Here is a 25,243-nt window from a genome sequence, read left to right as displayed (position 1 = left end):
TGCTTGGGCATGGCCTGGGGTCAGGCCAGGGAAATGGGTGGCGGGACGGCCCTTGCAGGGGCCGCCCCGCCGATGGTGCTACGGGTTGGGGCCCGTACCGCGCTTCGTAGCCTTGAGCCTGCTGTTGCGCAGGACCACGAAGCCGGTTACCAGCAGGGCGATGCCAACCAGGATGACCCAGCCCAGTGCGGGCGCACCCGTCACGGCAAGGGCGGTGCCTCCTGCGGCCGTACCGCCTGCAGTCCAGTTATGGCCGTACATAGCGTGTTCTCCTTTCGCTGCTGCTGATGCGCCGGAGCGATCAGGCAGCTGCTGCCGCGACCTGGCGGCGCGAGCGGACGAACAGCCAGGTGAACAGCGCCAGGAGTCCCACGCCACCGCTGATGGCCAGGGTGTCCGCGTTCACCAGCGGAATCGCTGCCGCGTCGAGGTTCGGACCAACGGTGGCGCTGGCCAGATCCACGGTGGCGATGGAGCCGCCGGCCACGCCAACCTGCAGCGCGGTCTGGGTGAAGGCACCCGACGGTGCCGTCTCCTGCACGTTGACGCGGGCTGACACCAAGGCGGTCAAAGCGTCGCCCAGCGGGGTGACGAGGCTGGCAGTCAGGCCGCCCACCAGGGTGTTGATGGCGGTTTCCAAGGTGCCCACGGCGAGGAGGGCCGTGGTCTTGGCGATGTTTGGCAGTCCAAGCGGCGGAATGGTGTCAGGCAGTGCCTCCACGGCGCTCCGGGTGGTGGCCAGCGTGGTGGCCAGGATGCTTTGGATCTTGGCGGACACCGCTGCCGGGAGGAAGGAGACCAGGTCCGTGCCGGCAGGCAGCGAGTTCAGGTCGGAGACGCCTGCCGCAGCCAGCAGATCCGCTTCCGTGATCTCGATGACGCCGCTTGACAGCGGGTTGGTGATCGGCAGTCCTACGGCGCCCAAGGCAACGTTGGCGGTGGTCAGCAGCGGGTCCACGGCGCTGGCCACACCCTGGACAATCGTGCCGCCGACTTCGGCCGAAACCCCGGCGACCGAGTAGGCACCCTGCGGCGCGGCACCCTGGTCCTTCTTGGCGGCTGCGGCGAGCGTGTCGATGTCGAGGGTAACGTTCACCAGGTCCGCGCCGCCCAGGATAGCGGCCGTGCCTGCGGTGATGCGCGCCGCCGGGATGGCCGGGTCACCGGAGGTCGGCAGGCCGGCCGGCAAGGTCACCAGGCCGGGTGCGCCACTGACGGTCCCGGAGAAAGCTTCCGAGGAGCCGTCGTTGACGGCCTTGCCGTACTGGCTGACGGCACCGACCTGGATGATGCCGTTGTTCTGCAGCAGCGGGATGTTCCCCGCGCCCACATTCACTACGCCGAACACGGCGCTGAGGTCCAGGGGCGTGCTGTTTTCGATGACTGCAGGACCGCTTGGCGGCGTACCGATCTGCTCGGCCGTTGCCGCACCGTTGGCGGCAAGCCCGGCGAAGTCCGGGATGGCTACGACGGTGCCGTCAATGATCTGGCCGCTGCCCACCGAAATGACATCGGTGGGGGCGGCATTGGCGGCAGGAACCGCTACGAGACCCATGGCCAGCACCGATGCGGCAGTAGCGCCGACGGCAGCAGGCCAGAGCTTGCTCTTGTTATTCAAGTATTTCCCCCTTGCGAACGCTGCAGGACAGGGACCGGCAGCTGAGATTGCGGGGCACAATCACCCCCGGTGCAAACTAACAAGGGCGGACGGCCCTGCCCGGGGAGGTACCCGAAGGGGTTAACGCGTTCCGGCGCCTAAGCGAACTGCGGAACAGAGGTGAGGGCGGCACGCAACTCGCGGACCGCCGTCGTACCTCCTGCCATGAACCAGTTCATTCCGTTGACCTGCACGACGGCGGTGTCCCCGCCTGCCGCGCGGACGATCGCCTTGCCGGGGAGCCAGTCCCACTCCGGGCAGCTGTGCTGGAACCAGCAGCCCAGCTCGCCGTCGGCGACGCGGCCAAGGTCGCAGGACCCGGAACCGAACATTCGAAGGGACGCTGCCGTAATTGCTGCGGCATGCCACGGCATGGCGGTCCTGGGGTCGGCGAGCCACGTGGGGTGGATGTACGTGGCCGCGCACAGTTCAGCCACGGAAGTCTCCCCCGCGCCCGAAATGGGTTCGTCGTTCAACGTGGCAGGCCTGTCTTCGCCGCCCAGCCACAACTTGTCCGGTTCAGGCTGGTAAATGGCGCCCAGGATCACTGAGGGGTCCGCCACCGGGTTGCCGCCGCGATCGGAATCGTCGCGTTTGAGCGCAATGGCAGAGCACCAGTAGCTGGAACCGTGCAGGAAGTTGTAGGTGCCGTCCACGGGGTCGATCACCCAGGTCCGGCCGCTGGTGCCGGCCACGGAAGCGCCTTCCTCGCCGAGGATGCCATCATCCGGGCGGCAGCGGCGCAACTGTTCCAGCACATACGCCTCGGCCGCGCGGTCGGCCGCCGTGACGACGTCGGAAATCGATGTCTTGCGTTCGCCCTGCAATCCACCCATCCGCATCAGCAGCGCCAGTTGGCCTGCCTCACGGACCAGGGCGCTGGCCAGTTGGTAATCGTCAAGCGAAGGGTCGAGTTCAGTAGCGGTGTGCCTGCCAGTGGTCATGGCTCCAGCTTATGTGGCGGGATAATGAATGGCATGGCCAAGACACCAGCACAGCGCATCAAGAAGCACGGGGCCAAAGCAGCGGTTCCCCAACACTCGCTGCCGCCCGTCATCAACCCCACTACACAGCGGACGCCGCAAAAAGCGCAGGGCAATTCGAGGCTGATCGTGATCGCGGGAGTGGTGGCCAGCCTGTTCCTGTTCTGGTACCTCCACCTGCTGACACTCAACCAGATGACCCAGCTTTCCGACGGCATGGCCATGCCCGACTCCCTGATTGGCGGTTTCTCCCAGGACTACGTGGCCCAGCTCCGAGGTGCCATGGACGACAACGACCGGGGCCAGCTCAATTACATCCATAAGACGGCGGGCACCCTGTTCCCGCTGATCTTCGGCTTTACCTGGCTGTTGCTGATCGGCAGCAACGTGGCCCGCAAGGCATTGCGCTGGGCCATGTGGGCTGCTCCCCTGCTGTTCGCCGTGGCGCACTTGTGGTCCAACGCCGCGATCGACTCCATGCTCACCCCGGAAACGCCCGACGCCGGTTCGGTCGCCTTGGCCTCGGGCCTCACCGTGGCGTCGTGGGTGCTGTTCTTCGTCAGCCTGGCCTGCGGGGTGGCGGCGGTCTTCCTGGGCCGCAAGCGCGCCAATAAATAATTCGCAGCGCCAGACTCGGCAGCCGCCGTCATGTCCGGCTGCGCGCGGCCTTCCGTTCCGCAGACACCCGCTGGGCGATCACCAGGCCTGCGGCTGACAGGCCGATCGTTACCGGGTAGCCCATGAGCCGCTCCAGTGTTCCCGGTTGCGGCACCTCCATCCGGGTCAGCCCGCCTACCACCAGCGCCCCGATGCACAGCACCCCGCAAGCTGCGATGAACCAACTCATGGGCGTCTGCCGGAACCACAGTATTCCCAGCAACAACAGGGCAAAACCACCACCGATGAAAAACATCAGCGCACCGGCGAAATGCCACGGCGAGGCGTAGTCCTCCGGCACGAGGCCCACTATGACGGTTCCCGCCCCTGCCACGGCAGTCAGGATCCGCACGGCGACGGCGAGGACCCAGGACTTGGACAACACGCGGGCGGATCCATTGCCGGCAACTTCCTGGAAACGGCGGGCACGGGCACCTGGCCTCGCGGCTACGCACAAGATCCCGGCCCCCAGCAATGCCGCGCCCAGGAGCAAGGCCAGCCCCTGGACCACAAAAGAGGCGTTCATCAGCAGATGCAACGGCGAGCAGACGTCCCGGTCCTCGTAGACCCCGCAGGAAACCGCGCCGAGGTCGCTGATGAAACCCGTTGCCCGGCTGTACGGTTGGGGACCCGCCCATGCCTCGATGACGGCGGCCTCCGCCACGAAATACTGGACGACGCTCAAATGCGCCCAGCCGCCGATGTTTGCCCGGATGCTGCGGACATCGGGAAGGAACGTTCCCGCTGCTGAAGGTGCTGTGCCGTGCCCATTCATGGTGGCCAGCCTAGCGGTGTTCGGGGAGCGGCCCCGCAGCTTGTATGCTTGTAGTCGTGTCCGGGCCAAGGAGCTCCAGCAGTGGGATTCATGCGCCAAGGACGCACAGGCCCTCGTAGCTCAGTGGATAGAGCACGGCTCTCCTAAAGCCGGTGTCGTTGGTTCGATTCCAATCGAGGGCACTTGAACCACCAGCAGCTTCCCCGGGACCTGCAGGCCTACCTGGCCGGCAGCTGGAGTGTGGAGCGGACACTCCTTGACCGCGCCACCGGCACCCGCGGTACCTTCACCGGCGTCGTACGTTACACCAGGAACCCCGACGGCGGGCTGGATTACCGCGAAGACGGCACCATGCACTGGCCTGCCCATTCAGGGCCGGCGTTCCGTGAATACCTCCTCAAACCCGGAGCCGACGGCCAGACCATGGACGTCTTCTTTCCGGACGGACGGCCGTTCCACGCGATGAGCTTCGCCGCCCACGCCAACCAGGACAAGCACTGGTGCGACCCGGATGACTACTACGTCAACTACACCTGGCAAGGTCCGGACGCCTTCAGCTTCACCTGGGATGTCCGCGGCCCGGCGAAGGACCTGCTGCTGGAATCACAGTTGAGGAGGACTGTATGAACGTAATCGTGGTCAGCGCAGTGTGCGTCTACAACCAGGTCGGTCAACTGCTCACCGTCCGCAAGCGCGGCACGGACAAGTTCATGCACCCCGGCGGGAAGCCGGAACCGGGCGAAACAGCCGCCCAGGCGGCATCACGGGAGCTGGCCGAGGAAGTCGGCATCGACGTACCGCCGGCGGAGCTTGAGCCCATGGGTGTGTGGCATGCCGTTGCCGCCAATGAAGCAGAAACCACGATCGAGGCAACGGTCTTCACCGCACCCGGCACTTGGGAGGCGCATCCCTCGGCGGAAATCGCCGAGATCCGCTGGCTGGACCTGCACGCGGAACTTCCGGGCGATCTCGCCCCGCTCCTGACGGACCACGTCCTTCCAGCCCTCGCCTCCCCCAACTAGGTCGCAGTTGTGCGCGTTTTGAGCTCTCAAAACGCGCTTAACTGCGACCTACTTGGGTGCTAGTGGTCGGGGACTGCCTCCTGGGCGACTGCGGCTGCTTCCGCGAACTGGGTGCGGTACAGCTCTGCGTACCGGCCGTCGGCCGCCAGCAGCTCGCTGTGCGTACCCCGCTCCACGATCCTTCCGTCCTCCACTACCAGGATCGCGTCTGCCGCGCGGATAGTGGACAGGCGGTGGGCAATCACGACGGCGGTACGCCCCTCGAGTGCCTCCCCCAGAGCCGCTTGGACAGCGGCCTCGTTGGTGGAGTCCAGCGCTGCCGTGGCTTCGTCCAGGATGACCACCCGCGGTTGCTTGATGAGCAGGCGGGCGATGGTCAGCCGCTGACGCTCCCCGCCCGAAAGCCGGTAGCCCCGTTCTCCCACCACGGTGTCAAGGCCGTCGGGCAGGGACCGGATCATGGGTTCCAGGCGGGCCCTCCGCAGCACGTCCCACATGTCGTCCTCGGTGGCGTCCGGCCTGGCAAGGCGCAGGTTGGAGGCGATGGTCTCGTGGAACAGGTGCCCGTCCTGGGTCACCATGCCCAGGGTGTCCCGCAGGGAGTCGAACCGAGCATCCCGGACATCAACGCCCGTGCCCGGCCCGTCGCCACCCAACCGGACAGCGCCGGAATCCACGTCATAGAGGCGCGAGAGCAACTGGGCCACCGTGGATTTGCCCGCGCCGGAAGAACCAACCAAGGCAACGGTCTGGCCCGGCTCAACCCGGAAGGCCACACCGTGCAGGACTTCCTCGCCGCCACGGGTGTCAAGGGTGGAGACCTCTTCCAGCGACGCCAGCGAGACCTTGTCGGCGGCGGGGTAGGAGAAGCGCACGTCGTCGAACTCCACGGCCACCGGGCCTGCGGGGATAGCGACGGCGTCCGGCTTCTCGCTGATGAGCGGCTTGAGGTCGAGGATTTCGAACACCCGCTCAAAACTGACCAACGCGCTCATGATTTCCACCCGCGCGTTGGACAGCGCGGTCAGCGGCGCATACAGGCGGGTGAGCAGCAGTGCCAGGACCACGACGTCGCCGGGAGCCAGCTGGCCGCCGATGGCAAGCCAGCCACCCAGGCCGTACACCAAAGCCAGCGCCAAGGCCGATACCAGGGTCAATGCCGTGACAAACGTGAACTGCAGCATCGCCGTGCGGATGCCGATGTCCCGGACCCTTCCGGCCCTGGCGGCGAACTCACGTGACTCCTCGTCGGGCCGGCCGAAGAGCTTCACCAGCGTGGCACCGGGCGCGGAGAACCGCTCCGTCATCTGCGTACCCATGGCAGCGTTGTGGGCGGCGGCTTCGCGGCGCAGGTCTGCCAGCCTGGACCCCATGCGCCGGGCCGGAATGAGGAACACCGGCAGGAGGATCATGGCCAGCACAGTGACCAGCCACGAGGTACTCAGCATGACAGCCAGGGTAAGGACCAGCGCCACGACGTTGCTGACCACGCCGGACAGCGTTCCGGCGAACGCGGACTGGGCTCCGATGACGTCGTTGTTCAACCGGCTCACCAGGGCGCCGGTGCGTGTCCGCGTGAAGAAAGCCACCGGCATTCGCTGCACGTGGTCGAACACCCGCGTGCGCAGGTCCACGATCACGCCCTCACCGATCGTCGAGGACAACCACCGGGTGAGCAGGCCCACCCCCGCCTCGCCGACGGCCACCACAGCAATGAGGACGGCCAGCCAGATGATCGTTCCTGCTCCGGCCTTCCCGATGATCGCGTCAACAACCTGGCCGGCGAGCACGGGGGTGGCCACAGCAAGGATTGCTCCGGCAACCGAGGCCACCACGAAGGCTATGAGCTTGCCCTTGTGCGGTGCCGCAAAGCCGAGGACCCGCTTGAGGGTCGCCTTGGAGAAGGGCTGCGAGCCGCTCTGGGCCCGCGTCAGTTTGTACAGCGAGCTCCAGGCCACGCCATCCATGCTCATCGTTGCTTCTCCTGACCGGGAACGTGGTGCAGCTCCTGGACGCGCCCCTGGTCCACGTGCCACCGCGAATCCAGCCGCACGTTCTCCAGCAGCCGACGGTCATGGGTCACCAGCAGCAACGCACCCTCGTAGCTTTCCAAAGCCTCTTCCAATTGTTCGATCGCCGGCAGGTCCAGGTGGTTGGTAGGTTCATCCAGCACCAGCAGGTTCACGCCACGGGCCTGCAGGAGCGCCAGGGCCGCTCGCGTCCGCTCCCCCGGCGACAGCGAGTCCACGGTCCTGGACGTGTGGTCCGCCTTGAGGCCGAACTTCGCCAGGAGGGTGCGTACGTCGGCGCTGGCCCAATCCACCAGCACGGCTTCCACCGCATCGCCAAGCCGCCGCCCGCCGTCGAGCAGTCCGCGCGCCTGGTCGATTTCGCCGATGGAGACGGAGGCACCCAGGGAAGCATCGCCGTCGTCAGGTGCCTGGGTCCCCAGCAGCAGGCGCAGCAGAGTGGATTTCCCGGCCCCGTTGGGGCCCGTAATGCCGATCCGCTCACCGCCGTTGAGCTGCAGGCTGACAGGACCCAGCGTGAAGCTGCCTTGACGTGCGACGGCGTCCCGCAAGGTGGCGACCACGGCGCTGGAGCGGGGCGCCTGGCCGATGCTGAACTGGAGCTGCCACTCCTTACGGGGCTCCTCCACCTCAGTGAGCCGGGCGATCCGCGACTCCATCTGCCGCACCTTCTGTGCCTGCTTCTCGGAAGATTCAGTGTTGGCCGCGCGCCTGATTTTGTCATTGTCCGGACTCTTCCGCATGGCGTTGCGGACACCCTGGGAGCTCCACTCCCGTTGCGTCCTGGCCCGCGAAACGAGGTCCGCCTTGGTGGCCGCGTATTCCTCAAAGCGTTCCCGGGCATGGCGTTTTGCGATGGCCCGCTCTTCGAGGAAAGCTTCGTAACCGCCGTCGTAGACCGCCACGGAGTTCTGCGCCAGGTCCAGCTCCACGATCCTGGTGACGCAGCGGGCCAGGAACTCACGGTCATGGGACACCAACACCATGCCACCCCGCTGGCCCTGGACGAAGGCTTCCAGCCGGGCCAGGCCGTCGAGGTCGAGGTCGTTGGTGGGTTCGTCGAGGAGGACGACGTCGAAGCGGCTCAGCAGGAGGGCGGCGAGCGCCACCCGTGCCGCCTGGCCTCCCGAGAGCCCGGTCATGAGGGCGTCGGCGCCCGGTTCAAAGCCCAGATCCGCCAGCACTGCGGGAATGCGGTCTTCGAGGTCGGCCGCGCCGGACGCCATCCAACGGTCGAACGCTGCCGAGTAGGCGTCATCTGCACCGGGCGCGCCGGAGCCGAGCGCCTCGGCACTGGCTTCCATCTCTGCCGTGGCCCGGGCGCATCCGGTGCGCCGGGCGATGGACCCGGCCACAGTCTCGCCGTCGATCCGCTCGTGCTCCTGGGGCAGCCAGCCGACGAATGCGTCCGACGGCGCCAGGCTGACCGTGCCTTCCTGCGGACGGTCGACGCCGGCCAGGATGCGCAGCAGCGTGGACTTCCCCGCGCCGTTGGCACCCACCACGCCCACCACGTCCCCGGGCGCCACCGTCAGCGACAGTTTGGAGAAGAGGGTACGGTGGCCGTGTCCGCCGGCCAGGTCCTTGGCCACCAAGGTTGCAGTCATGTGTCTGTCCTCTCGCGGCCCGCGCTCAGGCGGGCATGGAAAAACCCGCTGGTCCGGACTTGGGGGGTGTACGGACCAACGGGTTCAAGCATCAAGCATAATTCAATGTGGCCTCCGCGTAAAATCAAGATGTACCCCACCCGCCATCCTCCTTGCAGCCCTGCGGGGAACCGCCAGTTTGAAAGATCCAGAAAGCTCTACATGCCCCTTCAGTCCAAGGCATTCCAAAGATGGCTCCAAGGCGTTGCGCCCGACGCCAGCACGGCCGACGTCTGCAGGATCTCCGGGATCAAACGAACAACCTTGGCCCAGCAGCTGGTCCGCGGAAAGGTGGCGGAATCCACGCTGGTCAGCATCAGCCGCGCCTACAACATCAACCCGGTGCAGGCCCTGGCCACGTTCGACCTTTATGCGGACCTTCGCGGAGAACCGGTTCCGCCGACGTCATGCGAACTGGTAAGCCAGGTGGCCACCACGGACCTGTTGCGTGCGGTGGTTGAACGGAGCGAACCGGGATCGATTCCGCCGGGCCGCCTGTCTGATCCACCGCACCCCACCGCTGTGCGGAACTGGGTGGACGCGATCGACGACGGCGAGTTGCGGCACCGCGTCAGCGAAGCCACCGGCATCGCCCCCCAGAACTTCTCGGCACATCTGACGGCCAACAGGCTTCCCCCCGAGCTGGCGATCGCTACGTCCCGGGCGGCCGGCGTCGGACCTGCCGGCGGGCTCGTGGCCAGCGGGCTGATCACCGAAGCGGAGGCCGGATGGCCGTTGCGCGGCCGTCAGGAAGCGTTGGACAGCATGACCTTGGGCGCCTTGGTAACGCTGGCCGGTGAACGGCTCCAGGCCCTCGGCAAGACCCTTCGAAGACAAGAACAAGACCAGGAACACACGGAACGGATTTGGGAGAACCTCGGATGACAGCTGTCCTGCCCTGGGCAACGCTGATTGTTTGCCTGGCCATCACGGTGGCGCGTATCCCCAGCCTGCTGCGCGGGGAGAACCGTGTGGTCTTCTACATCTTCGCGCTCATCACGCTCGACATCTTCCTCAGCATTGAAGGCCCGTACATGGCCATCGACGCCGTGCTGGGCGGCATGAACGTGACAAACCTGATCCTGCGTTTCCTGCTCTACGGGACGTTCCTGCTGATGGGCTACAAGATTGCCACCGGCTTCGACTCCAAGTCGGCGGTCCAGGCCATCAGGGGGCCATGGGGGCTGGCCGTCCTTGCCCTTACGGCGGCACTGACCACTTACTTCTTTGTCATCACGGACACCCGCGGTTCCACTGTGGGCATGAACGGCCTGACGTGGGGCCCTTCCATGGAGGCCTACGCGGCCCTTGGGCGCTTCTATCCGGGCTACGTTTCAGCGTGCCTGCTTCCGGCCATCTGGCGCACCATCACGGGCCGCGCTCCGGGCCTGCTGAGGGCTGCGTCAGTGTCCCTGTTCGTGGGTTTGACCCTGCTCCTGGTGTCACAGCTTTTCCCCCTGATCCCCGCGGTGCACCTGTGGCTGCGTTCGCTGATCAACTACTCGGCGGTCCTGGCAACAGCGATCGGGCTGGCGGGGATCTGGTTCTCAAAAACCGTGGCAAAGCGAAAAGCACGACTTACGGCGTAAGACTTTCACAAAACCATAATTTCGTGGCACAATCATGAATGTGTGAAAGAGGCCGCAGCCTGACACCGGAATCAGAGAACGGGTTTCCGGTGGATGTGGCGCCCACGGGATCACAATTGGGGGGATGAGTGGTGGCGGGCTGTTGGGGACCGCCCCCACTCAGCCTTTTTAACGGCCGTTTCTGAGCGTGATAATACAGCCGGGCGGTGTTACCCGCTGGTACTTTCCCGCCCGTGACTAAGATGGCTCCATGAACAGCCTTCGCAACCGCCGGTCCGTCCTCGCAGCCACCCTGGCCTCAGTTGCCCTTGCACTGTCGGCATGCGGCGGTGGTTCAACTCCCGCACAGTCCGGTGGAGGGGATACCTCGCTGTCGGACGTGAAATCCAAGGGCGAACTGGTCATTGCCACGGAGGGCACCTACCGGCCCTTCAGTTTCCATGCCGACGGCGCAGGCGAACTGACCGGATACGACGTAGAGATTGCCAAGGCAGTCGCAGAGAAGCTCGGCGTCAAGGCCACCTTCCAGGAAACCCAGTTCGACGGCATCTTCGCAGGCCTGGACGCCAAGCGGTTCGACACCATTGCCAACCAGATCTCCATTAATGACGAGCGCAAGGCCAAGTACGACTTCTCGACTCCGTACACTGTGTCCACCGGCGTGGTGGTCACCAAGTCCGATACCTCGGACATCAACAGCTTCGCCGACCTCAAGGGCAAGACCACCGCGCAGTCCTTGACCTCGAACTTCTACAAGATGGCCGTTGACGCCGGCGCCAACGTCCAGGCGGTGGAAGGCTGGGCGCAGGCAGCCACGCTGGTGCAGCAGGACCGCGTGGATGCCACCGTTAATGACAAGCTGACCTACCTCGACTACGCCAAGACCACGCCGGACTCCGGCCTGAAGGTCGCCGCAGAGGCACCGGACAAGACCGAGAGCGCGTTCGTCTTCCGCAAGGGTTCCACGGAACTGGCCAATGAAGTCAACAAGGCACTGGCCGACCTCCAGTCCGATGGAACCCTGGCAAAGATTTCGGACAAGTACTTCGGCGCGGATGTCACCAAATAGATGAACTGGGATCTCGTCTGGAGTTCCTTCGGCCCGCTCGTCACGGGCGCCGTCACCAGCACCATCCCCCTGACCCTGCTGTCCTTCGCGTTCGGCCTCGTGCTGGCGCTCGTGGTCGCGCTCATGCGGCTCAGCCCCAACGTCGTGCTCTCCGGCATCGGACGTTTCTACGTCTCGGTGATCCGCGGCACTCCCCTGCTGGTGCAGCTCTTCGTGATTTTCTACGGCCTGCCGAACCTTGGCGTGAAGCTTGATCCGTGGCCCAGTGCCGTCATCGCGTTCTCGTTGAACGTAGGCGGGTACGCGGCCGAGATCATCCGCGCGGCCATTCTGTCGGTCCCCAAGGGACAGTGGGAAGCCGGACACACCATCGGCATGTCCGGCGGTCAGACCCTGGTCCGCATCATCCTTCCCCAGGCTGCACGCGTGTCCGTACCGCCCCTGTCCAACACCTTCATTTCGTTGGTCAAGGACACGTCACTGGCCTCGCTGATCCTGGTCACGGAACTCTTCCGCAACGCCCAGCAGATCGCGGCCTTCAGCCAGGAATTCATGATCCTCTACCTGCAGGCAGCCTTGGTTTACTGGGTCATCTGCCTCGTCCTCTCCACAGCGCAAGCTGCCGTGGAGCGGAGATTGGACCGCTATGTCGCCCACTGACGCACCCCCGCCTTCACAGCCTGCCGCGCTGGTCCTGGAAGCCCGTAACCTGGCCAAGGCCTTTGGCAGCAACGTGGTCCTCCGGGACATCGACCTGCAGATCCGCCGTGGTCAGGTGGTGGCCTTGATCGGACCTTCAGGCTCCGGTAAAACCACGGTTCTGCGGTCGCTGAACGGCCTGGAAATTCCCGACGCCGGCACTGTCACCTTTGGCGGCAACGGCGCCGAAGCCGGACTCGCCATCGACTTCGGCTCCAAAGTGGGCAAGAAGGACATCGCCGCCCTCCGTGACCGCAGTGCGATGGTGTTCCAGCACTACAACCTGTTCCCGCACATGACTGTGTTGAAGAACGTCATCGAGGGCCCGGTGCAGGTACAAAAGCGCCCCAAAGCCCAGGCTATCGAGGAAGCCGTGCGGCTGCTGGAAAGGGTTGGCCTGGGTGACAAGCGCGACGCCTACCCCTTTGAGCTCTCCGGGGGCCAGCAGCAGCGTGTAGGGATCGTCCGCGCCCTGGCGCTGAAGCCTCAGCTGCTCCTCTTCGACGAACCTACCTCCGCCTTGGACCCGGAACTGGTTGGCGATGTCCTGGGTGTCATCAAGGAACTCGCCGAAGAAGGATGGACCATGGTGATCGTCACCCACGAGCTGGCGTTCGCCCGGCACGTGGCGGACGAAGTCATTTTCATGGACGGCGGCGTGGTGGTTGAACGCGGACCGGCGGCCGAGGTTTTGCGGGCACCCCGCCAGGAACGGACCAAGCTCTTCGTCAAACGACTCCAACACGACGTCTAGGCGCTGGACTGGCGTATCCTCGAAGGGGCTGCACAGCAGGGGAGCCGCGGTTCTTCGGTGCCCAGGTGGCCGCAACAGTCAGCAATGTGGGGGATGTGAAAACTGTGGATGCGACACAGCAGCCGGTAGGAAAGACCAGACGGCGTACGCCGATCATCATCGTGGTGGTGGCCCTGGTCCTCGCCGCAGGAGGCCTTGGCACCTGGTGGGCACTCTCCCGCCCGGAAGGGGCGCAGCGCGCCGATGTAGCCCGCCTGGACAAGCAACGGGTGATCGTGGACACCTCCATGAACCTCTACGACCCGTTGGTGCAGGACTTCACGGCCCGGTACACCAACGTGGTCTCCGAGAGCGCGGATGACCAGGAGAAGGAAACAGTTCTCCAGCAGGAGACGGAGCGGCTGCAGCGCGAGTCCCGCACCAACAGGGCACGGCTGGACCAGATGGCGGAGTCGCCGGCGCTTGGCGACGGCAGCCTTGCCGATGCCTTCAACCGCTTTAAGGAGCATTACGGAGCGGTGGTGGATTACAACGACCAGCGCATTACCAATACGGCCAACATCACCCGCTCGGTGGGAGGCCCCTGCGCACCCCTCCACGCTGACTTGAACGTCACAAGCCCGACATACGCCGAGGACTACGTGAAAACTGCAGATGCCTGCCTTGGGGCGCTGGCGGACGCGAAGGACACCTCGGATCCGGCCACGGTGGAGCTCCTGACGGGGATCGAAGGCGTTATCAAGGGCCAGCGCGATAAGCAGCAGGAGGTCCTGGACGCCACCAGCGAGCTCGAGCGCCTCGCCAAGCGGACCACCGCAGGTGTGGCCCTGCTGGACATCAACGATGCCCTGGGCAAGGTCAGGACCACGTATGAGACAGCCGTCAAGGAAAGCTCCAAGAAGCTTGTTGACGAGGCCAACAGCTCCAACGAGGAACTGGGGCGGGTCCTGAAGGAGCGGCTGGAACCGTTCGATGCCGCCGGCCAGGAGGGGAAATAGGCCATGACCATGGAACAGCCGGACACCACCACGGCACCCGCCCGCCGCAAGCGCAATCCTGCCCTTCTGATCATCGGCATTGCCGTAGCACTGCTGGTCATCGCCGCCGGCACCATAGTCGGCGTCACCCACTTCGCCGGAGAGCAGCGGAAAGAGAGCCTGTCCCTGCTCAAGGATGACCGGCTCAACGCACTCAGTGACGCGCGGGCAAAAGTCTCCCCTGCAGTCAACGCGTATTTGGCCGCTTACAAGGAAGCACGGAACGCGCCGGCGTCCCGTGCCGATGCGGAGAAGGCCAGCCAGAAGCAACGGGATGAATTCAGGCAGGCCTCCGATGCCGCGCGCGCCGCACTGCAGGACGTGAAGTCCAGCCATGGTTCCGGTGAAGATCCGGTGGGTGTGGCCCTGCAGCAGCTGGTGGATTCACACGAGGGCTACTTTGACTACATGGAAGGACTCGTCGACTCCTATCCCCTGTTCGAAGGTCTCTTCCGGGAAGGTGACGCGGCCGGATGCAACGGCCTGTTCGTGGGGTCCAAAGCGGCCAGCCTCCGTGAGCGCCAAACGCTGCTCGCGCAGGCAGCCGGCCCCTGCCGGAAAGCAGCAGCCGATCTGAAACAGTCAAAGAACGCAGCGTATGTAGAGTTTGCCCGCACGTTCGATAACCGGGTGGCTGAGCTGGAGGCCCACGCCGAAGTAACGGCGAAGTCCGAGGAAAGCTACACAGAATTCGTCCGGATCAAGGACGAATTCGAGACCAAGCTCGACGACGCCGAAGCACGCAATGCATCCGATGAGGAATACCGGAAAATCGCTGATGAGGCCAAGGCCGTGAACGCCCAAATACGCGCCAACAGGTCGGAGTTCGACTTTGCCGCCGACCGCTACCTGGACAGGGTACGGGAGATGCCTGACCTGGTGGGGGATGTGTTCTCCAAGAACGTGGCAGCCGACATCAAGCATTTTGACGCGGTCATCCCCTTGCGGGTGCAGGTCCTCAAGGATGTGGTGGACACCGAGCTGGTGGAGTAGCCCGCCGGTGGTTCCGGCGGGCCGTTCCTGCACTGCGAAGCGCCGTTCCTAGACTGCGAAGCGCCGTTTCTGGACTGCGAAGCGGAGCGTCGCCAGCTGGAAGGGCCGGAGCTCCAGTTCGGCCGCGCCTTGGACCTCCTTGACCCCCGGGGTTTCCGTTGGCCTCTCCAGCAGGTCGGTGGCCGTCACGCCGGTTGAACCGAAGTTTGCCCGGACAATACCCTTGGAGCGCTGGCCCAGCGACTCGTACAGCCGCACGATCACATCCCCGCTACCGTCCTCCGCGAGCTTGACAGCCTCCACCACCAGCGCCGGGTTGGACACGGACAGCAGCGGCTCAACGGGCCGGGAGCCCCGGATGAAGCGCGGCTTGAGGTTGGTCCGGTAGCCCTCTTCCACGGCGTCGGCAATTCCCGCGCCCGGCCTGATGGACACGTCCAGGGTGTGCTGGCCCCTGTCCGCTTCGGGATCGGGGAACCGGGCCGAGCGCAGCAGCGAGACGCGTACCGTCGTCGTGGTTCCCGCGTCGTCCCGGACGGCGCGGGTGACATCATGGCCGTAACTCGAGCCGTTGCTGAGCGCCACACCGTAACCGGGCTCGGCCACGTGGATCCAGCGGTGGGCGCAGATCTCGAACTTGGCTGCATCCCATGACGTGTTGGTGTGGGTTGGCCTGAACACGTGGCCGAACTGTGTCTCGGACGCCGACCTGTCCGCGCGCACGTCCAGGGCGAAGGCGAGTTTGAGCATTTTCTCGCGCTCCTGCCAGTCCACGTCCGTGGAGATGGCCAGCGATTCAGCCCCGGCGTCGAGCGTGAGGCGCTGCGTGATAGTGGAGGAACCCACCCGCCGTTTGACGACCACGACGGCGCCCGTCGCCGTGCGTTCGAGCCCTACGGCGTCCGCCGTGGCCAGCGGAGTGACGTTGTGACGGTAGAACTCCTCAATATCCCAGGCATCCCACTCATTGGGGGTATCGCGGTACAGTTCCAGCAGGTTTCCGGCCTGGCCGGGTGCAATCGCGTCGCGTCCGCTCGCGTGGTCCACCAGGGACGTGAGCAGGCCGTTCCCGTCCAGGACCGCCCGGATCACGCCGTTGTCCAGCACAAAACCGCCATCGGTTTCAGTGACGGAAACGGGAGCCCCGGCCCGGCCGGCCTGCCCCACTGCCAAGGGCGGAACCCCGAGGCGTTTGTGGGGAGCGGCATTGAGCAGGAACTCCGTGTCGCCCTGCCCCACCAAGGCCTGGGCGGCGTCGTTGATGATGGCTTCAAGGTCCCGTGAGATTGCCTCGTAGTTCCGCTCTGCGTCCTGGTGTACCCACGCGATGGAGCTGCCCGGAAGGATGTCATGGAACTGCTGCAGGAGGACAAGCTGCCACAGCCTCTTCAGCTCCTGCGTTGGATAGGTGTACTGCTCCCCCACGCGGATTGCGGCGGTGGTGCACCAAAGCTCGGCTTCGCGCAGCAGGTGCTCGCTGCGACGGTTGCCCAGCTTGGTCTTTGCCTGGCTGGTGTAGGTACCCCGGTGCATCTCCAGGTACATCTCCCCCACCCACACTGGCAGGTTGGAGTATTCAGCCTCCGCGGCCGTGAAGAAGTCCCTGGGGGTACCGATCGTGACCTTCGGTGAGCCTTCCAGGTCTTTGGTGCGGTGCGCAGCGGCCACCATTTCACGCGTAGGTCCGCCACCGCCGTCGCCATAGCCGAAGGGAACCAGGGACATGGTTCCCCGGCCATGCTCCCGATAGTTGCGCTCAGCGTGGGCGAGTTCCCGCCCATGAAGTTCGGCGTTGTAGCTGTCCACCGGCGGGAAGTGCGTGAACAGGCGTGTACCGTCGATGCCTTCCCACGAAAAAGTGTGGTGCGGCATGCGGTTGACCTTGTTCCAGGAAATCTTCTGCGTCAGGAACCACCGGGAGCCGGCCGCTTTCACGATCTGTGGCAGCGCGCCGGAGTAGCCGAACGAATCGGGCAGCCATGCTTCCTGGCATTCGACGCCAAACTCCCGCTGGAAGAAGCTCTTCCCTTCCACGAACTGGCGGGCCATGGCCTCGCCGCCGGGCATGTTGGTGTCCGACTCCACCCACATGCCGCCTACGGGAACGAACTGCCCGGCTTTGACTTTCTCGCGGATCCGGACGAATAGTTCCGGGAAGTACTCCTTGATCCACGCCAATTGCTGGGCGGAGGAACACGAGAAGACAAACCCGGGGTCCTCGTCCATCAGGGCCACCACATTGGAGAAGGTCCGGGCACACTTGCGGATCGTTTCACGGACCGGCCACAGCCAGGCAGAGTCGATGTGCGCATGGCCGGTGGCCACCAGCTGGTGAGCAGAGGCGTATGCGGGCTGGCTGAGGACACCGGCCAGGGCCTCACGGCCGGCGGCGGCAGTCCCGGCGACATCGTCCGGGTCCATGATGTCCATCATCCGTTCCAGGGCGCGAAGGATGTCGTGGCGCCGGGGAAGCTCCATGGGGAGTTCGTGCATGAGGCCGCTCAAGGTCCAGATGTCCTGGTTCAGTTCCCAGACGGTCTCATTGAGTTCGGCGATGGCGATCCGCCCAAGGCGGTACCGCGGCTCATCACCCGAGGTTGCCTTGTCCCCCAGGGGTGTGGGCACGAAGGACCAGCCTTGCGCGACATCCGGGTTGGCCGCAGCCTCCACATAGAAGTCCACGGAGAGTCCGCCGCCGAGGAGTTTGAGGGGCACATGGTAGTTGCGGGGAGAGATGGCCTTGATGATGTTGCCGTCAGCCCGCCACGCGGTTCCTTCGCACTGGAACCCCGGGACATCGCTGTTGAAGCCGAGATCGACCACGATCTCCACCGCAGTGCCTTCCCGCGAACCCCAGCCTTCCGGGACCTCGCCCTGCAGGCGGAGCCACTTGGTGCTCCAGGCCTTGCCCCACGCAGCGCCGTGTTCCTGCGGGGTGAAGAGCTGGCGCATGGCTTCCGAAGCCGGAACGGGCTCCCCCGGGGCTTCCCAACTGCTCAATTCAAGGGGGACTGACCTGCCGTAGACAGCAGGAAGGATGCGGTCCCGCACAAACCGGTCAAGACGCTGTTCAGTGATCCGGCGGTTGTCGTGCAATTAGTTCCCCTTAGGCTTTGCGGGCGTGGCTGGGCAGGGTTTCGCGTTTCCATTCGATGGATAAAATCTACGTCGTTCCAGCCCGATAGCCAAGTGACAGTGAGCTCTTCCAGCCCCCATCAGGCCGGATCACCGAGGATCCGGTCCCTTCCGGCGTAGACGTTGAGGCTCTGCCCGCGGCTGAAGCCCACCAGGGTTACCCCGGACTCTTCAGCCAGTTCGGCGGCAAGGCTGGAAGGTGCGCTGACGGCGGCCAGGACAGGAATCCCCGCCATGGCTGCTTTCTGCACCAGCTCAAAGGAAGCACGCCCGGACACCTGGAGGACGGTACCCTTCAGCGGAAGCAGGCCGGCACGCAGGGCCCAGCCCACCACCTTGTCCACCGCATTGTGCCTTCCCACGTCTTCCCGAAGGCAGAGCAGCTCGGACGTGCCGTCGTCGTGGATCCTGAAGAGGCCGGCAGCATGCACGCCGCCGGTTTTGTCGAAAACGGCCTGGGCCTCCCGCAGCCTGTCCGGAAGGGCTGCGAGTGCACGGACCGGAACGGTGACGTCGTCCTCCATCGGCGAGTGCCTGGACGATTTACGCACTGCCTCGATTGAATCCGTGCCGCAGATACCGCACGAGCTCGAGGTATAGACATTCCGGCCCGTTTCGGGGCGTACCACATCGGGCCTCAGCTGGGCATCGACCACGTTGAAGGTCTGCACCCCGTTTTCGTCCTCACCGGAACAAAAGCGTTCGGAAACCAGCTGGCCCGGCTCCCACACCACCCCTTCCGACACCAGGAACCCTGCCACGAGGTCGAAGTCGTCACCCGGTGTCCTCATGGTCACCGAAAATGACATATCCCCCAGCCGGATCTCCAAGGGCTCCTCCACCGCCAGGACGTCTTCCTTGAAGCGGACAGGATGCTCCAGCGCCTGCGGCGAGCCGTCCAGGACGAACTTGTGCACCTTGCGGCGCTGGGTCACGCGTCCCACGTCAGGCTCCCGCCTCCTCATGCGGAATGAACCGGACCGTCATGGCCTTGTAACCGGGCGTGTTCGATTCGCGGGCCACCAGCTCGCGGTGCACCAGTGCATTCGCCTCCGGGAAGTATGCAGCAGCGCACCCCCTGGCCGTGGGATAGGCCACCAGGCGGAACCTGTTGGCCCGGCGTTCCGTACCCGCGAACGTGGAAATGACGTCCACCAGGTCCCTGTCCTTGAAACCCAGCTCCGCCAGGTCGTCCTCATGGACCAGGACCACGCGGCGGGCATCGGAAACGCCGCGGTACCGGTCATCCAGGCCGTAGAACGTGGTGTTGTATTGGTCGTGGCTGCGGACCGTCTGCAGGATCAAGTGACCTTTGGGGGCCTCAAGGTACTCGAGTGGGCTGACCGAGAACCTCGCCTTGCCGATGTCCGTGGCAAACGTGCGGGTGTCGCGCGGCGGGTTGGGCAGCACGAACCCGTTCCTGCCGCGGACCCGGGTGTTGAAGTCCTCGAAGCCGGGGATGACACGGGAGATGTGGTCGCGGATGACGTCGTAGTCCTCGGCCATGGCCCGCCAGTCGACAGGGTGGTCATCGCCAAGGGTCGCCTGGGCCATGCGGGCAACGATCACAGGCTCGCTCAGCAGGTGTTCGGACACCGGATCGAGGCGGCCCTGCGTCTTGTGGATGACGGACATCGAGTCCTCCACGGAGAGGAACTGGCGGCCGGTGGGGTGTTTGTCGTCAGTGTCCGTGCGGCCCAGGGTTGGCAGGATCAGGGACGTCCTGCCGTGGACCACGTGGGCCCGGTTCGGCTTGGTGGAAATGTGGACCGTGAGGCCTGCCCTCTTGAGTCCGGCCTCAAGGGCATGGGTGTCCGAACCCGCCGCGGCAAAGTTTCCACCCATGGATACGAACACATCAACCTCGCCCTTTTCCAAGGCGTGCTGGGTTTCCACGGAGTCGTAGCCATGGTCCCGGGGCATCCGGAACCCGAACTCGGCATCCAGTGCGGCGAGGAACGATTCCTTTGGCTTCTCCCAGATCCCCATGGTGCGGTCGCCCTGGACGTTGGAGTGCCCCCGGACAGGACACGCACCGGCGCCGCGCTTGCCGAAGTTGCCCTGCAGCAGCAGGAGGTTGATGATCTCCTTCAACGTATCCACTGAATGCGGCTGCTGGGTCAGTCCCAGCGCCCAGCAGATGATGGTCGCCTTGGACCGTGCCAGCATGCCCGCAATCCTGGTGATTTCATCGCGGGAAAGCCCGGTGGCCCGTTCAGTTTCGTCCCAGTCGAGCACCGAACGTGCCCGCGCGTACGCTTCGAAGCCCTCCGTCTGCTTGCCGATGAAGGATTTGTCGACGACGGTTCCCGGGTTGCGCTTCTCTTCCTCCAGGAGCAGGTGGCCCAGCGCCTGGAACAGGGCGAGGTCGCCGCCTACCTTGATCTGGAGGAATTCGTCGGCGATGGTGGTACCCCCGCCGATCACGCCGTTGAGGGATTGCGGATCCTTGAAGTTCAGCAGGCCTGCCTCCGGAAGCGGATTCACCGCCACCACCTTGCCGCCGTTGTTCTTGCAGTCCCGCAGTGCCGACAACATGCGCGGGTGGTTGGTGCCCGGGTTCTGGCCCACCACGAACACGAGCTCGGCGTGGTGGATGTCTTCGAGCGAAACGGTCCCCTTGCCGATGCCGATGGTGGGGTTCAGCGCGCTGCCCGACGATTCGTGGCACATGTTGGAACAGTCCGGGAGGTTGTTGGTGCCCAGGCTGCGCGCGAACAACTGGTACATGAACGCTGTCTCATTGGCTGTCCGGCCCGAGGTGTAGAAGACGCAACGATCAGGAGTGGTGGCATTGATGTGCTCCCCGATCAGGGCGAACGCCTCAGTCCAGGTGATGGGTGAGTAATGCGTTTCCCCGGGTCTGATGACCACCGGCTCCGAGATCCTGCCCTGGCTGCCCAGCCAGTATTCGGTTTTGTCTTCCAGCTCCGCGAGGGAGTGTGCTGCCCAGAAGTCCGCTCCCACCGTTCGCGTGGTGCTTTCCTCCGCGATCGCCTTGGCACCGTTTTCACAGAACTCGGCGGGGCTGCGGCGCCCTGTGATGGATTCGGGCCAGGCGCAACCGGGGCAATCGAAACCGTCGCGCTGGTTCACCCTGAGCATGGAACGGACAGTCCGGGCAACCCCGGCCTGGGAGTAACCCCGTTCGAGTGCCACGGAAACGGCTTTGAGACCAGCCGCGGCGCGCTTGGGTGGATGGATCTGCAGGTCATCCTCGTTGATGTCCTGTTCTGGGGCATGCCTGTTCATACGTCCATCATGTCAAGGCTTCGGGCCCTGTGACCACCCGCGTCCGCCGGACGACTCAATCGTCCAGGGCACTCCAGTCGACGGGGCCGGAGGCAGGCTTCCTCTGCTGCCGGACGGGGGCCTTGCGGGGCTTGTCACCGGGCGGTTTGGGCACAGGCAGCGGCTTTCCCCACGGCAGCGGGAATGCCGGAACCAGCTCACCCATCTGCACTCCGTGCGGCGGCACCACCATCACGCCATCGGCAGCAGCGAGGCCGCGCATCATTCCAGGGCCTGCGTGCTGCGCTGGCGATGCAAGGCCGTACACCAGCTTGAAGGGCATCAGCCGCGTCCGGCCGGGGTCGGCGTCGATCATGGCTCCGCACGGAACCTCACCGATGTCAGCAAGCTGCCCGTGGCCCAGGGCCGCAAGCAAGGGCCCGCCGATGGTGAACAACGCCATCATGGCCGCCAAGGGGTTGCCCGGAAGGCCCAGAATGAACCGTCCGTCCGGCAGTTCGGCAAGGACGGCAGGGTGTCCCGGGCGCATGGCGATGCCATCGATGAGCAGGCGTCCACCCAGCTCCGCCACCGCGCGCCGGAAATGGTCCGTTCCGGAGCGTCCGGTCCCACCCGTGGTAATTACGACGTCGGCAGGCGGCTCCGGCGCTCCGCCCACCTCTGCTGTGACTTCGGCGGCGGTACCTGGCTCAACTTCCCGCAGCGCGGCCAGCCACTCTTCATAGCTGTCGCCCACCCGGACCTGCTCCCCCGGAATTCCGCCCAGCAGGCCCACCACGGCGCCCAGTTGGGGTCCGAAGGTGTCCCGGACCTCGCCTGGTCCGGGAACTCCGGCCGATACGACTTCCGAGCCCGTGAGCAGGAACCGCACCAGGGGTTTGCCGAGGACCACCAGCTCATCCAGGCCCGCGAGGGCCGCGAGGGCAAGATGCGCAGGGTTCAGGATGGTGCCTGCCTTAATCAGCACATCACCTTCCGCGGCCTCTTCCGCCGCTTTCCGGATGTGCTGCCCGTTGCGCGGCTCCCCGGGCTTGGCCCCTCCCCCGACGGTGAGGATCGGAAGGCCGTCCTCATCGGCGGTGATGACGCCGTTTTCACTGCGGAGCACCGCCTTGGCTCCGGGAGGAATAAGGCCTCCGGTGACAATGGGACTTGCCTGGTGCGGGGCCAGCCGCTGGCCGGGCTCATTCAGGATCCATGGACCGCTTCCGTTGACGGCCCAACCGTCCATGGCTGAGGACGCGTAGTGCGGCATATCCTGTACGGCCACGGCGTCCTCGGCCAGGGTCCGCCCCAGGGCCGCGGAAAGAAGCACGGGGCCGGCAGGTATGGGAACAGCGCCATCGAAGGCCCGCTCGCGGGCCTCGTGCCAGGTGTGTGCTGCGTGGTGGCCCTGGTCCGGGGCCTCGGTCACTCCGCCTCGGTCCCCGTGCCGCCGCTGGTTTCCTTGGCGGCTTCAGGGTCCGCATACTGCTTGGCCACCTGGCGCGCGAGGTTCAGGGCAGCGGCCATCGCGGCGTCATCATCGGCCTGCCCGATACCCCGGGCCATGCCGGCAGCGTATCCGGCAATGAAGGTAGCCAGCGGGGCGGCCGGCCGGACCACGGAATGGGCCGCGACGCCTGCCACCGCAAGGACCTCGTTGACGTCCACCTCTACACCCTCAAGTTCAAAAGCCTGCAACAGCGCACGGCACCATTCCTCAAGCGTCTCGTCCTGGCTCTTCATGTCCGCCTCCAGTTTCTTGTCACGGTCCGGGCCTGTGTCCACGCCCAGGGCAGCCGCGTCCTCCCAGGTGTCCACGTCGTCGGTGGAACCAACAGGGACGGGCACTGCCAGCAGGTTCAGCCTAGCAAGCAGCCGGAATACCGAGGCGTTCGTTAACGTGCCGCTATCCGCGGCGGAGGCAATCTCCACCGCCAAGGCGTCCGTCCTGTAAATGCCCAGGAGGGGTTGTTGCCGCCCGTCCGCCGACACTGCCATTGCACCCTGCTTTCCGGAAGCCCGGGCGACCTGGTCGAGCAGTGTTCCCACGCCCCTGGCGGCATGCGGCATGTCGCATGCCAGCACCAACGTCCACGGAGCGGACCCACCCCCCGACTCCAACGCCGCCAAACCCGCAGCTATCGCAGCGGCCGGTCCTGCATACGCGGGTTCCTCGCGCGCCCTCAGCACCCCTGGAGGAAGGTCGGGGCCCGGCGGCCCAACCACTACTACCGAGCCCGCACCAGCGGCAGCCCGCAGTGCCAGCGAAAGGAGGGTGGCGCCGTCGTACGTCAATCCCTGCTTGGGCACGCCACCGAGGCGGGTGGCCCTGCCACCCGCCAGGATCACGGCATTGAACTCCATCCGGCCAGACTACCGCCACTGGCGGGAGCCCGGCGGAAATCGATCAGGCAGCCGACTCCGGCAACAAGAACGGATCCCAGTCCGGTGCAGGTTTCTCGAGTTCCTTGATCTGCCACGTAGTTCCTGTGGGAACGCCGGGCGTGAAACGGAGTTTCCATCCCATCTCGGCGAGTGTGTGGTCGCTCTTGGCGTTGTTGCATTTCAAGCACGCCGCAACCAGGTTTTCCCAGGAATCCGCGCCGCCCCTGGACTTGGGGTGGACGTGGTCTATGGTGTGTGCTGTTTTGCCGCAGTAAGCGCAACGGTGTCCGTCACGGCGGAGTACTCCGCGGCGGCTCACAGCTGTGATCCTGTTGTAGCGGGGACGGATGTAGCGGTTAAGGAGAATCACGGTGGGGCGACCCAGGATTTCCTGCGGCCCGACGACAGGCTCGTCGCCTTCGGCCACTACGCTTGCTTTTCCGGCCAGCACAAGGACCAGCGCCCGGCGGAAAGTCACTACCGCCAGCGGTTCATATCCAGCATTCAGAACGAGTGTGCGCATGCACGTACCTCTTCACGGCCGCACCCGTCAGGGGCACGAGGGCCGGCTGCCCTCTGCATGTACGGGCTGTGGATCGACAAGACAAGGGTAAGCACTTATATGCCATATCAACGAATTATTCTGTTGATTCCCCTGTGGTGTCGGTCAATGTTCACGTGCGGGACACCTGTTCCCGGGCAAACGTGGCGGCGTTAAAACGAGGAAACCCCGCAGGCGCTGTGCCTGCGGGGTTCCCTTGGGATGATCGATCAGCCGTTGACCCGGATGAAAACGGGGCCTGAGCCGACATTTGCACTGAACAGTGCGGTGGTGGATCCGTTCCATCCGCCGTGCACTGCCATGCCGTTGCCGACGTAAACGGCAATGTGTGCCATTCCGCCGTAGCCGCCGTTGGCGTAGTAGATCAGGTCTCCCGGCTGCGCTTCAGCTGCGCTCACCGTGCGTCCCAACGAAAGGTAGCCGGCCGGCCAGTCGTGGAAGTTGATTCCCACCGCCGCAAGGGAGTTGGTCACCAGCATGGTGCAGTCCTGCGTGACACCCAACTGTGCGTAGGCTGCCGCGGCGATCGCGGCACCCAGGCCGCTGGAGGCGGCGGGAGCCTTGGTGGCAGGGGCCGCAGTGCTGACCGAAACATTGGCCGCACCGGACTGCGTGGTGGCACCGGAAGCGGCTTTGGTTTCAGCCTTTGCGGGAGCCTTCTCCACCACGGGAGCCGGAGCTTCAACCGTCGTGACGACGGGGCGCTCGTAGGAGATGGCCACGGTGGAATCGGCTGCAATGGTTGCCTGGGCAACGGCCTGCACGTCGAGTGCCGTGGTGGCGGTGGACTCGCGCTGGATGTTGGTGTCGGCCGCGTTGGCAGCAACACCACTGGTCAGGACCAGGCCTGATGCAGCGGCGATAACGGCTGCCTGGCGGCCAACGCCGCCTGCATTGCCGCTGACGGCCTTGGCGATGACGGCGATGGAGCTGGTCTTGGGGGCCTCAGCGCGGTGCCGTGCATTCTTGTTTGCACTCGTCATGGTTACTCTCTTTTGTCGTATCCGGACGCG

The 25,243-nt window shown here is 65.2% G+C and carries 23 protein-coding genes and 1 tRNA gene; 11 read left to right on the top strand and 13 right to left on the bottom strand.

The annotated features are described in order from the left end of the window. Window positions 1–78: 78 nt before the first annotated feature. The 3 genes from ACPFL9_RS05155 to ACPFL9_RS05145 form a co-directional block, all read right to left on the bottom strand. Entirely contained in the window at window positions 79–261 is a 183-nt protein-coding gene (locus tag ACPFL9_RS05155) for a hypothetical protein (RefSeq protein WP_426006199.1), read from the bottom strand. Between the two features lie 40 nt (window positions 262–301). Then, window positions 302–1,618 carry a choice-of-anchor G family protein gene (locus ACPFL9_RS05150; protein ID WP_426006198.1) on the bottom strand — a complete coding sequence of 439 codons (1,317 nt, stop codon included), beginning with the start codon at window positions 1,616–1,618 and terminating at the stop codon, window positions 302–304. 137 nt (window positions 1,619–1,755) lie between these two features. Beyond that, window positions 1,756–2,601 (bottom strand): inositol monophosphatase family protein, encoded by an 846-nt coding sequence (locus ACPFL9_RS05145; RefSeq protein ID WP_426006197.1) that lies wholly within the window; start codon window positions 2,599–2,601, stop codon window positions 1,756–1,758. 33 nt (window positions 2,602–2,634) lie between these two features. Here ACPFL9_RS05145 and ACPFL9_RS05140 point away from each other — a divergent pair, with 33 nt between their 5' ends. Then, window positions 2,635–3,258, top strand: a complete 624-nt coding sequence (locus ACPFL9_RS05140; protein WP_426006196.1) for a hypothetical protein — start codon at window positions 2,635–2,637, stop codon at window positions 3,256–3,258. Window positions 3,259–3,286: 28 nt separating this feature from the next. Here ACPFL9_RS05140 and ACPFL9_RS05135 read toward each other — a convergent pair whose 3' ends face one another. Next, window positions 3,287–4,072 (bottom strand): hypothetical protein, encoded by a 786-nt coding sequence (locus ACPFL9_RS05135; protein WP_426006195.1) that lies wholly within the window; start codon window positions 4,070–4,072, stop codon window positions 3,287–3,289. Window positions 4,073–4,181: 109 nt separating this feature from the next. Here ACPFL9_RS05135 and ACPFL9_RS05130 point away from each other — a divergent pair. From ACPFL9_RS05130 to ACPFL9_RS05120, 3 genes are all read left to right on the top strand, one after another. Then, a tRNA-Arg gene (locus tag ACPFL9_RS05130) sits at window positions 4,182–4,254 on the top strand. Window position 4,255: 1 nt separating this feature from the next. Beyond that, window positions 4,256–4,699: a DUF6314 family protein gene (locus tag ACPFL9_RS05125; protein WP_426006194.1), complete on the top strand. Its 444-nt coding sequence runs from the start codon at window positions 4,256–4,258 to the stop codon at window positions 4,697–4,699. Beyond that, entirely contained in the window at window positions 4,696–5,094 is a 399-nt protein-coding gene (locus ACPFL9_RS05120; protein WP_426006193.1) for an NUDIX hydrolase, read from the top strand. Before ACPFL9_RS05125 ends, ACPFL9_RS05120 begins: the two co-directional genes overlap by 4 nt. Before the next feature lie 59 nt (window positions 5,095–5,153). On the opposite strand, the gene ACPFL9_RS05115 is transcribed toward ACPFL9_RS05120, so the two are convergent. Then, complete coding sequence (locus tag ACPFL9_RS05115) at window positions 5,154–7,067, bottom strand: ABC transporter ATP-binding protein (RefSeq protein ID WP_426006192.1); 1,914 nt, start codon at window positions 7,065–7,067, stop codon at window positions 5,154–5,156. Continuing rightward, window positions 7,064–8,731, bottom strand: coding sequence for an ABC-F family ATP-binding cassette domain-containing protein (locus tag ACPFL9_RS05110; RefSeq protein WP_426006191.1), 1,668 nt, complete (start codon window positions 8,729–8,731; stop codon window positions 7,064–7,066). Before ACPFL9_RS05110 ends, ACPFL9_RS05115 begins: the two co-directional genes overlap by 4 nt. A gap of 201 nt (window positions 8,732–8,932) precedes the next feature. Here ACPFL9_RS05110 and ACPFL9_RS05105 point away from each other — a divergent pair, with 201 nt between their 5' ends. From ACPFL9_RS05105 to ACPFL9_RS05075, 7 genes are all read left to right on the top strand, one after another. Beyond that, the gene (locus ACPFL9_RS05105) at window positions 8,933–9,655 is read left to right on the top strand and encodes a hypothetical protein (RefSeq protein WP_426006190.1); all 723 of its coding nucleotides are present in this window, start codon (window positions 8,933–8,935) and stop codon (window positions 9,653–9,655) included. Further along, the gene (locus ACPFL9_RS05100; RefSeq protein ID WP_426006189.1) at window positions 9,652–10,359 is read left to right on the top strand and encodes a hypothetical protein; all 708 of its coding nucleotides are present in this window, start codon (window positions 9,652–9,654) and stop codon (window positions 10,357–10,359) included. Before ACPFL9_RS05105 ends, ACPFL9_RS05100 begins: the two co-directional genes overlap by 4 nt. A gap of 250 nt (window positions 10,360–10,609) precedes the next feature. Beyond that, complete coding sequence (locus tag ACPFL9_RS05095; RefSeq protein ID WP_426006188.1) at window positions 10,610–11,428, top strand: amino acid ABC transporter substrate-binding protein; 819 nt, start codon at window positions 10,610–10,612, stop codon at window positions 11,426–11,428. Further along, entirely contained in the window at window positions 11,429–12,088 is a 660-nt protein-coding gene (locus tag ACPFL9_RS05090; RefSeq protein WP_426006187.1) for an amino acid ABC transporter permease, read from the top strand. After that, entirely contained in the window at window positions 12,075–12,881 is an 807-nt protein-coding gene (locus ACPFL9_RS05085) for an amino acid ABC transporter ATP-binding protein (protein ID WP_426006186.1), read from the top strand. Before ACPFL9_RS05090 ends, ACPFL9_RS05085 begins: the two co-directional genes overlap by 14 nt. 95 nt (window positions 12,882–12,976) lie before the next feature. After that, window positions 12,977–13,879, top strand: coding sequence for a hypothetical protein (locus tag ACPFL9_RS05080; protein ID WP_426006185.1), 903 nt, complete (start codon window positions 12,977–12,979; stop codon window positions 13,877–13,879). Window positions 13,880–13,882: 3 nt separating this feature from the next. Then, entirely contained in the window at window positions 13,883–14,911 is a 1,029-nt protein-coding gene (locus ACPFL9_RS05075; RefSeq protein ID WP_426006184.1) for a hypothetical protein, read from the top strand. A 48-nt stretch (window positions 14,912–14,959) separates the two neighbouring features. Here the strand turns inward: ACPFL9_RS05075 and ACPFL9_RS05070 are convergent, their stop codons facing one another. The 7 genes from ACPFL9_RS05070 to ACPFL9_RS05040 form a co-directional block, all read right to left on the bottom strand. Continuing rightward, the gene (locus tag ACPFL9_RS05070; protein ID WP_426006183.1) at window positions 14,960–18,007 is read right to left on the bottom strand and encodes an alpha-mannosidase; all 3,048 of its coding nucleotides are present in this window, start codon (window positions 18,005–18,007) and stop codon (window positions 14,960–14,962) included. Window positions 18,008–18,126: 119 nt separating this feature from the next. Further along, window positions 18,127–18,990, bottom strand: a complete 864-nt coding sequence (fdhD, locus tag ACPFL9_RS05065; RefSeq protein WP_426006182.1) for a formate dehydrogenase accessory sulfurtransferase FdhD — start codon at window positions 18,988–18,990, stop codon at window positions 18,127–18,129. A gap of 1 nt (window position 18,991) precedes the next feature. Further along, complete coding sequence (locus ACPFL9_RS05060) at window positions 18,992–21,298, bottom strand: FdhF/YdeP family oxidoreductase (RefSeq protein ID WP_426006181.1); 2,307 nt, start codon at window positions 21,296–21,298, stop codon at window positions 18,992–18,994. Between the two features lie 55 nt (window positions 21,299–21,353). After that, window positions 21,354–22,712, bottom strand: a complete 1,359-nt coding sequence (locus ACPFL9_RS05055) for a molybdopterin molybdotransferase MoeA (RefSeq protein ID WP_426006180.1) — start codon at window positions 22,710–22,712, stop codon at window positions 21,354–21,356. Further along, window positions 22,709–23,647 (bottom strand): NTP transferase domain-containing protein, encoded by a 939-nt coding sequence (locus ACPFL9_RS05050; protein ID WP_426006179.1) that lies wholly within the window; start codon window positions 23,645–23,647, stop codon window positions 22,709–22,711. Before ACPFL9_RS05050 ends, ACPFL9_RS05055 begins: the two co-directional genes overlap by 4 nt. Before the next feature lie 43 nt (window positions 23,648–23,690). Further along, on the bottom strand, window positions 23,691–24,191 hold the full coding sequence (locus ACPFL9_RS05045) for an HNH endonuclease (protein WP_426006178.1): 501 nt from the start codon (window positions 24,189–24,191) through the stop codon (window positions 23,691–23,693). 248 nt (window positions 24,192–24,439) lie between these two features. After that, window positions 24,440–25,213, bottom strand: a complete 774-nt coding sequence (locus tag ACPFL9_RS05040; RefSeq protein ID WP_426006177.1) for an NlpC/P60 family protein — start codon at window positions 25,211–25,213, stop codon at window positions 24,440–24,442. Between the last annotated feature and the right edge of the window lie 30 nt (window positions 25,214–25,243).

The organism is Paenarthrobacter sp. NyZ202, assembly GCF_049860755.1.
In the GTDB taxonomy this organism is placed as follows: domain Bacteria; phylum Actinomycetota; class Actinomycetes; order Actinomycetales; family Micrococcaceae; genus Arthrobacter.
Note: the sequence above shows the minus strand (reverse complement) of the source record. Positions and strands in the feature narration are given on the sequence as shown.

Excerpts from the sequence above, each read along its gene's own strand:
- ACPFL9_RS05155 (WP_426006199.1), bottom strand. The coding sequence starts at position 261 with ATGTACGGCCATAACTGGACTGCAGGCGGTACGGCCGCAGGAGGCACC.
- ACPFL9_RS05145 (WP_426006197.1), bottom strand. The coding sequence starts at position 2,601 with ATGACCACTGGCAGGCACACCGCTACTGAACTCGACCCTTCGCTTGAC.
- ACPFL9_RS05140 (WP_426006196.1), top strand. The coding sequence starts at position 2,635 with ATGGCCAAGACACCAGCACAGCGCATCAAGAAGCACGGGGCCAAAGCA.
- ACPFL9_RS05135 (WP_426006195.1), bottom strand. The coding sequence starts at position 4,072 with ATGAATGGGCACGGCACAGCACCTTCAGCAGCGGGAACGTTCCTTCCC.
- ACPFL9_RS05120 (WP_426006193.1), top strand. The coding sequence starts at position 4,696 with ATGAACGTAATCGTGGTCAGCGCAGTGTGCGTCTACAACCAGGTCGGT.
- ACPFL9_RS05115 (WP_426006192.1), bottom strand. The coding sequence starts at position 7,067 with ATGAGCATGGATGGCGTGGCCTGGAGCTCGCTGTACAAACTGACGCGG.
- ACPFL9_RS05110 (WP_426006191.1), bottom strand. The coding sequence starts at position 8,731 with ATGACTGCAACCTTGGTGGCCAAGGACCTGGCCGGCGGACACGGCCAC.
- ACPFL9_RS05105 (WP_426006190.1), top strand. The coding sequence starts at position 8,933 with ATGCCCCTTCAGTCCAAGGCATTCCAAAGATGGCTCCAAGGCGTTGCG.
- ACPFL9_RS05100 (WP_426006189.1), top strand. The coding sequence starts at position 9,652 with ATGACAGCTGTCCTGCCCTGGGCAACGCTGATTGTTTGCCTGGCCATC.
- ACPFL9_RS05095 (WP_426006188.1), top strand. The coding sequence starts at position 10,610 with ATGAACAGCCTTCGCAACCGCCGGTCCGTCCTCGCAGCCACCCTGGCC.
- ACPFL9_RS05090 (WP_426006187.1), top strand. The coding sequence starts at position 11,429 with ATGAACTGGGATCTCGTCTGGAGTTCCTTCGGCCCGCTCGTCACGGGC.
- ACPFL9_RS05085 (WP_426006186.1), top strand. The coding sequence starts at position 12,075 with ATGTCGCCCACTGACGCACCCCCGCCTTCACAGCCTGCCGCGCTGGTC.
- ACPFL9_RS05075 (WP_426006184.1), top strand. The coding sequence starts at position 13,883 with ATGACCATGGAACAGCCGGACACCACCACGGCACCCGCCCGCCGCAAG.
- ACPFL9_RS05060 (WP_426006181.1), bottom strand. The coding sequence starts at position 21,298 with ATGAACAGGCATGCCCCAGAACAGGACATCAACGAGGATGACCTGCAG.
- ACPFL9_RS05050 (WP_426006179.1), bottom strand. The coding sequence starts at position 23,647 with ATGGAGTTCAATGCCGTGATCCTGGCGGGTGGCAGGGCCACCCGCCTC.
- ACPFL9_RS05045 (WP_426006178.1), bottom strand. The coding sequence starts at position 24,191 with ATGCGCACACTCGTTCTGAATGCTGGATATGAACCGCTGGCGGTAGTG.
- ACPFL9_RS05040 (WP_426006177.1), bottom strand. The coding sequence starts at position 25,213 with ATGACGAGTGCAAACAAGAATGCACGGCACCGCGCTGAGGCCCCCAAG.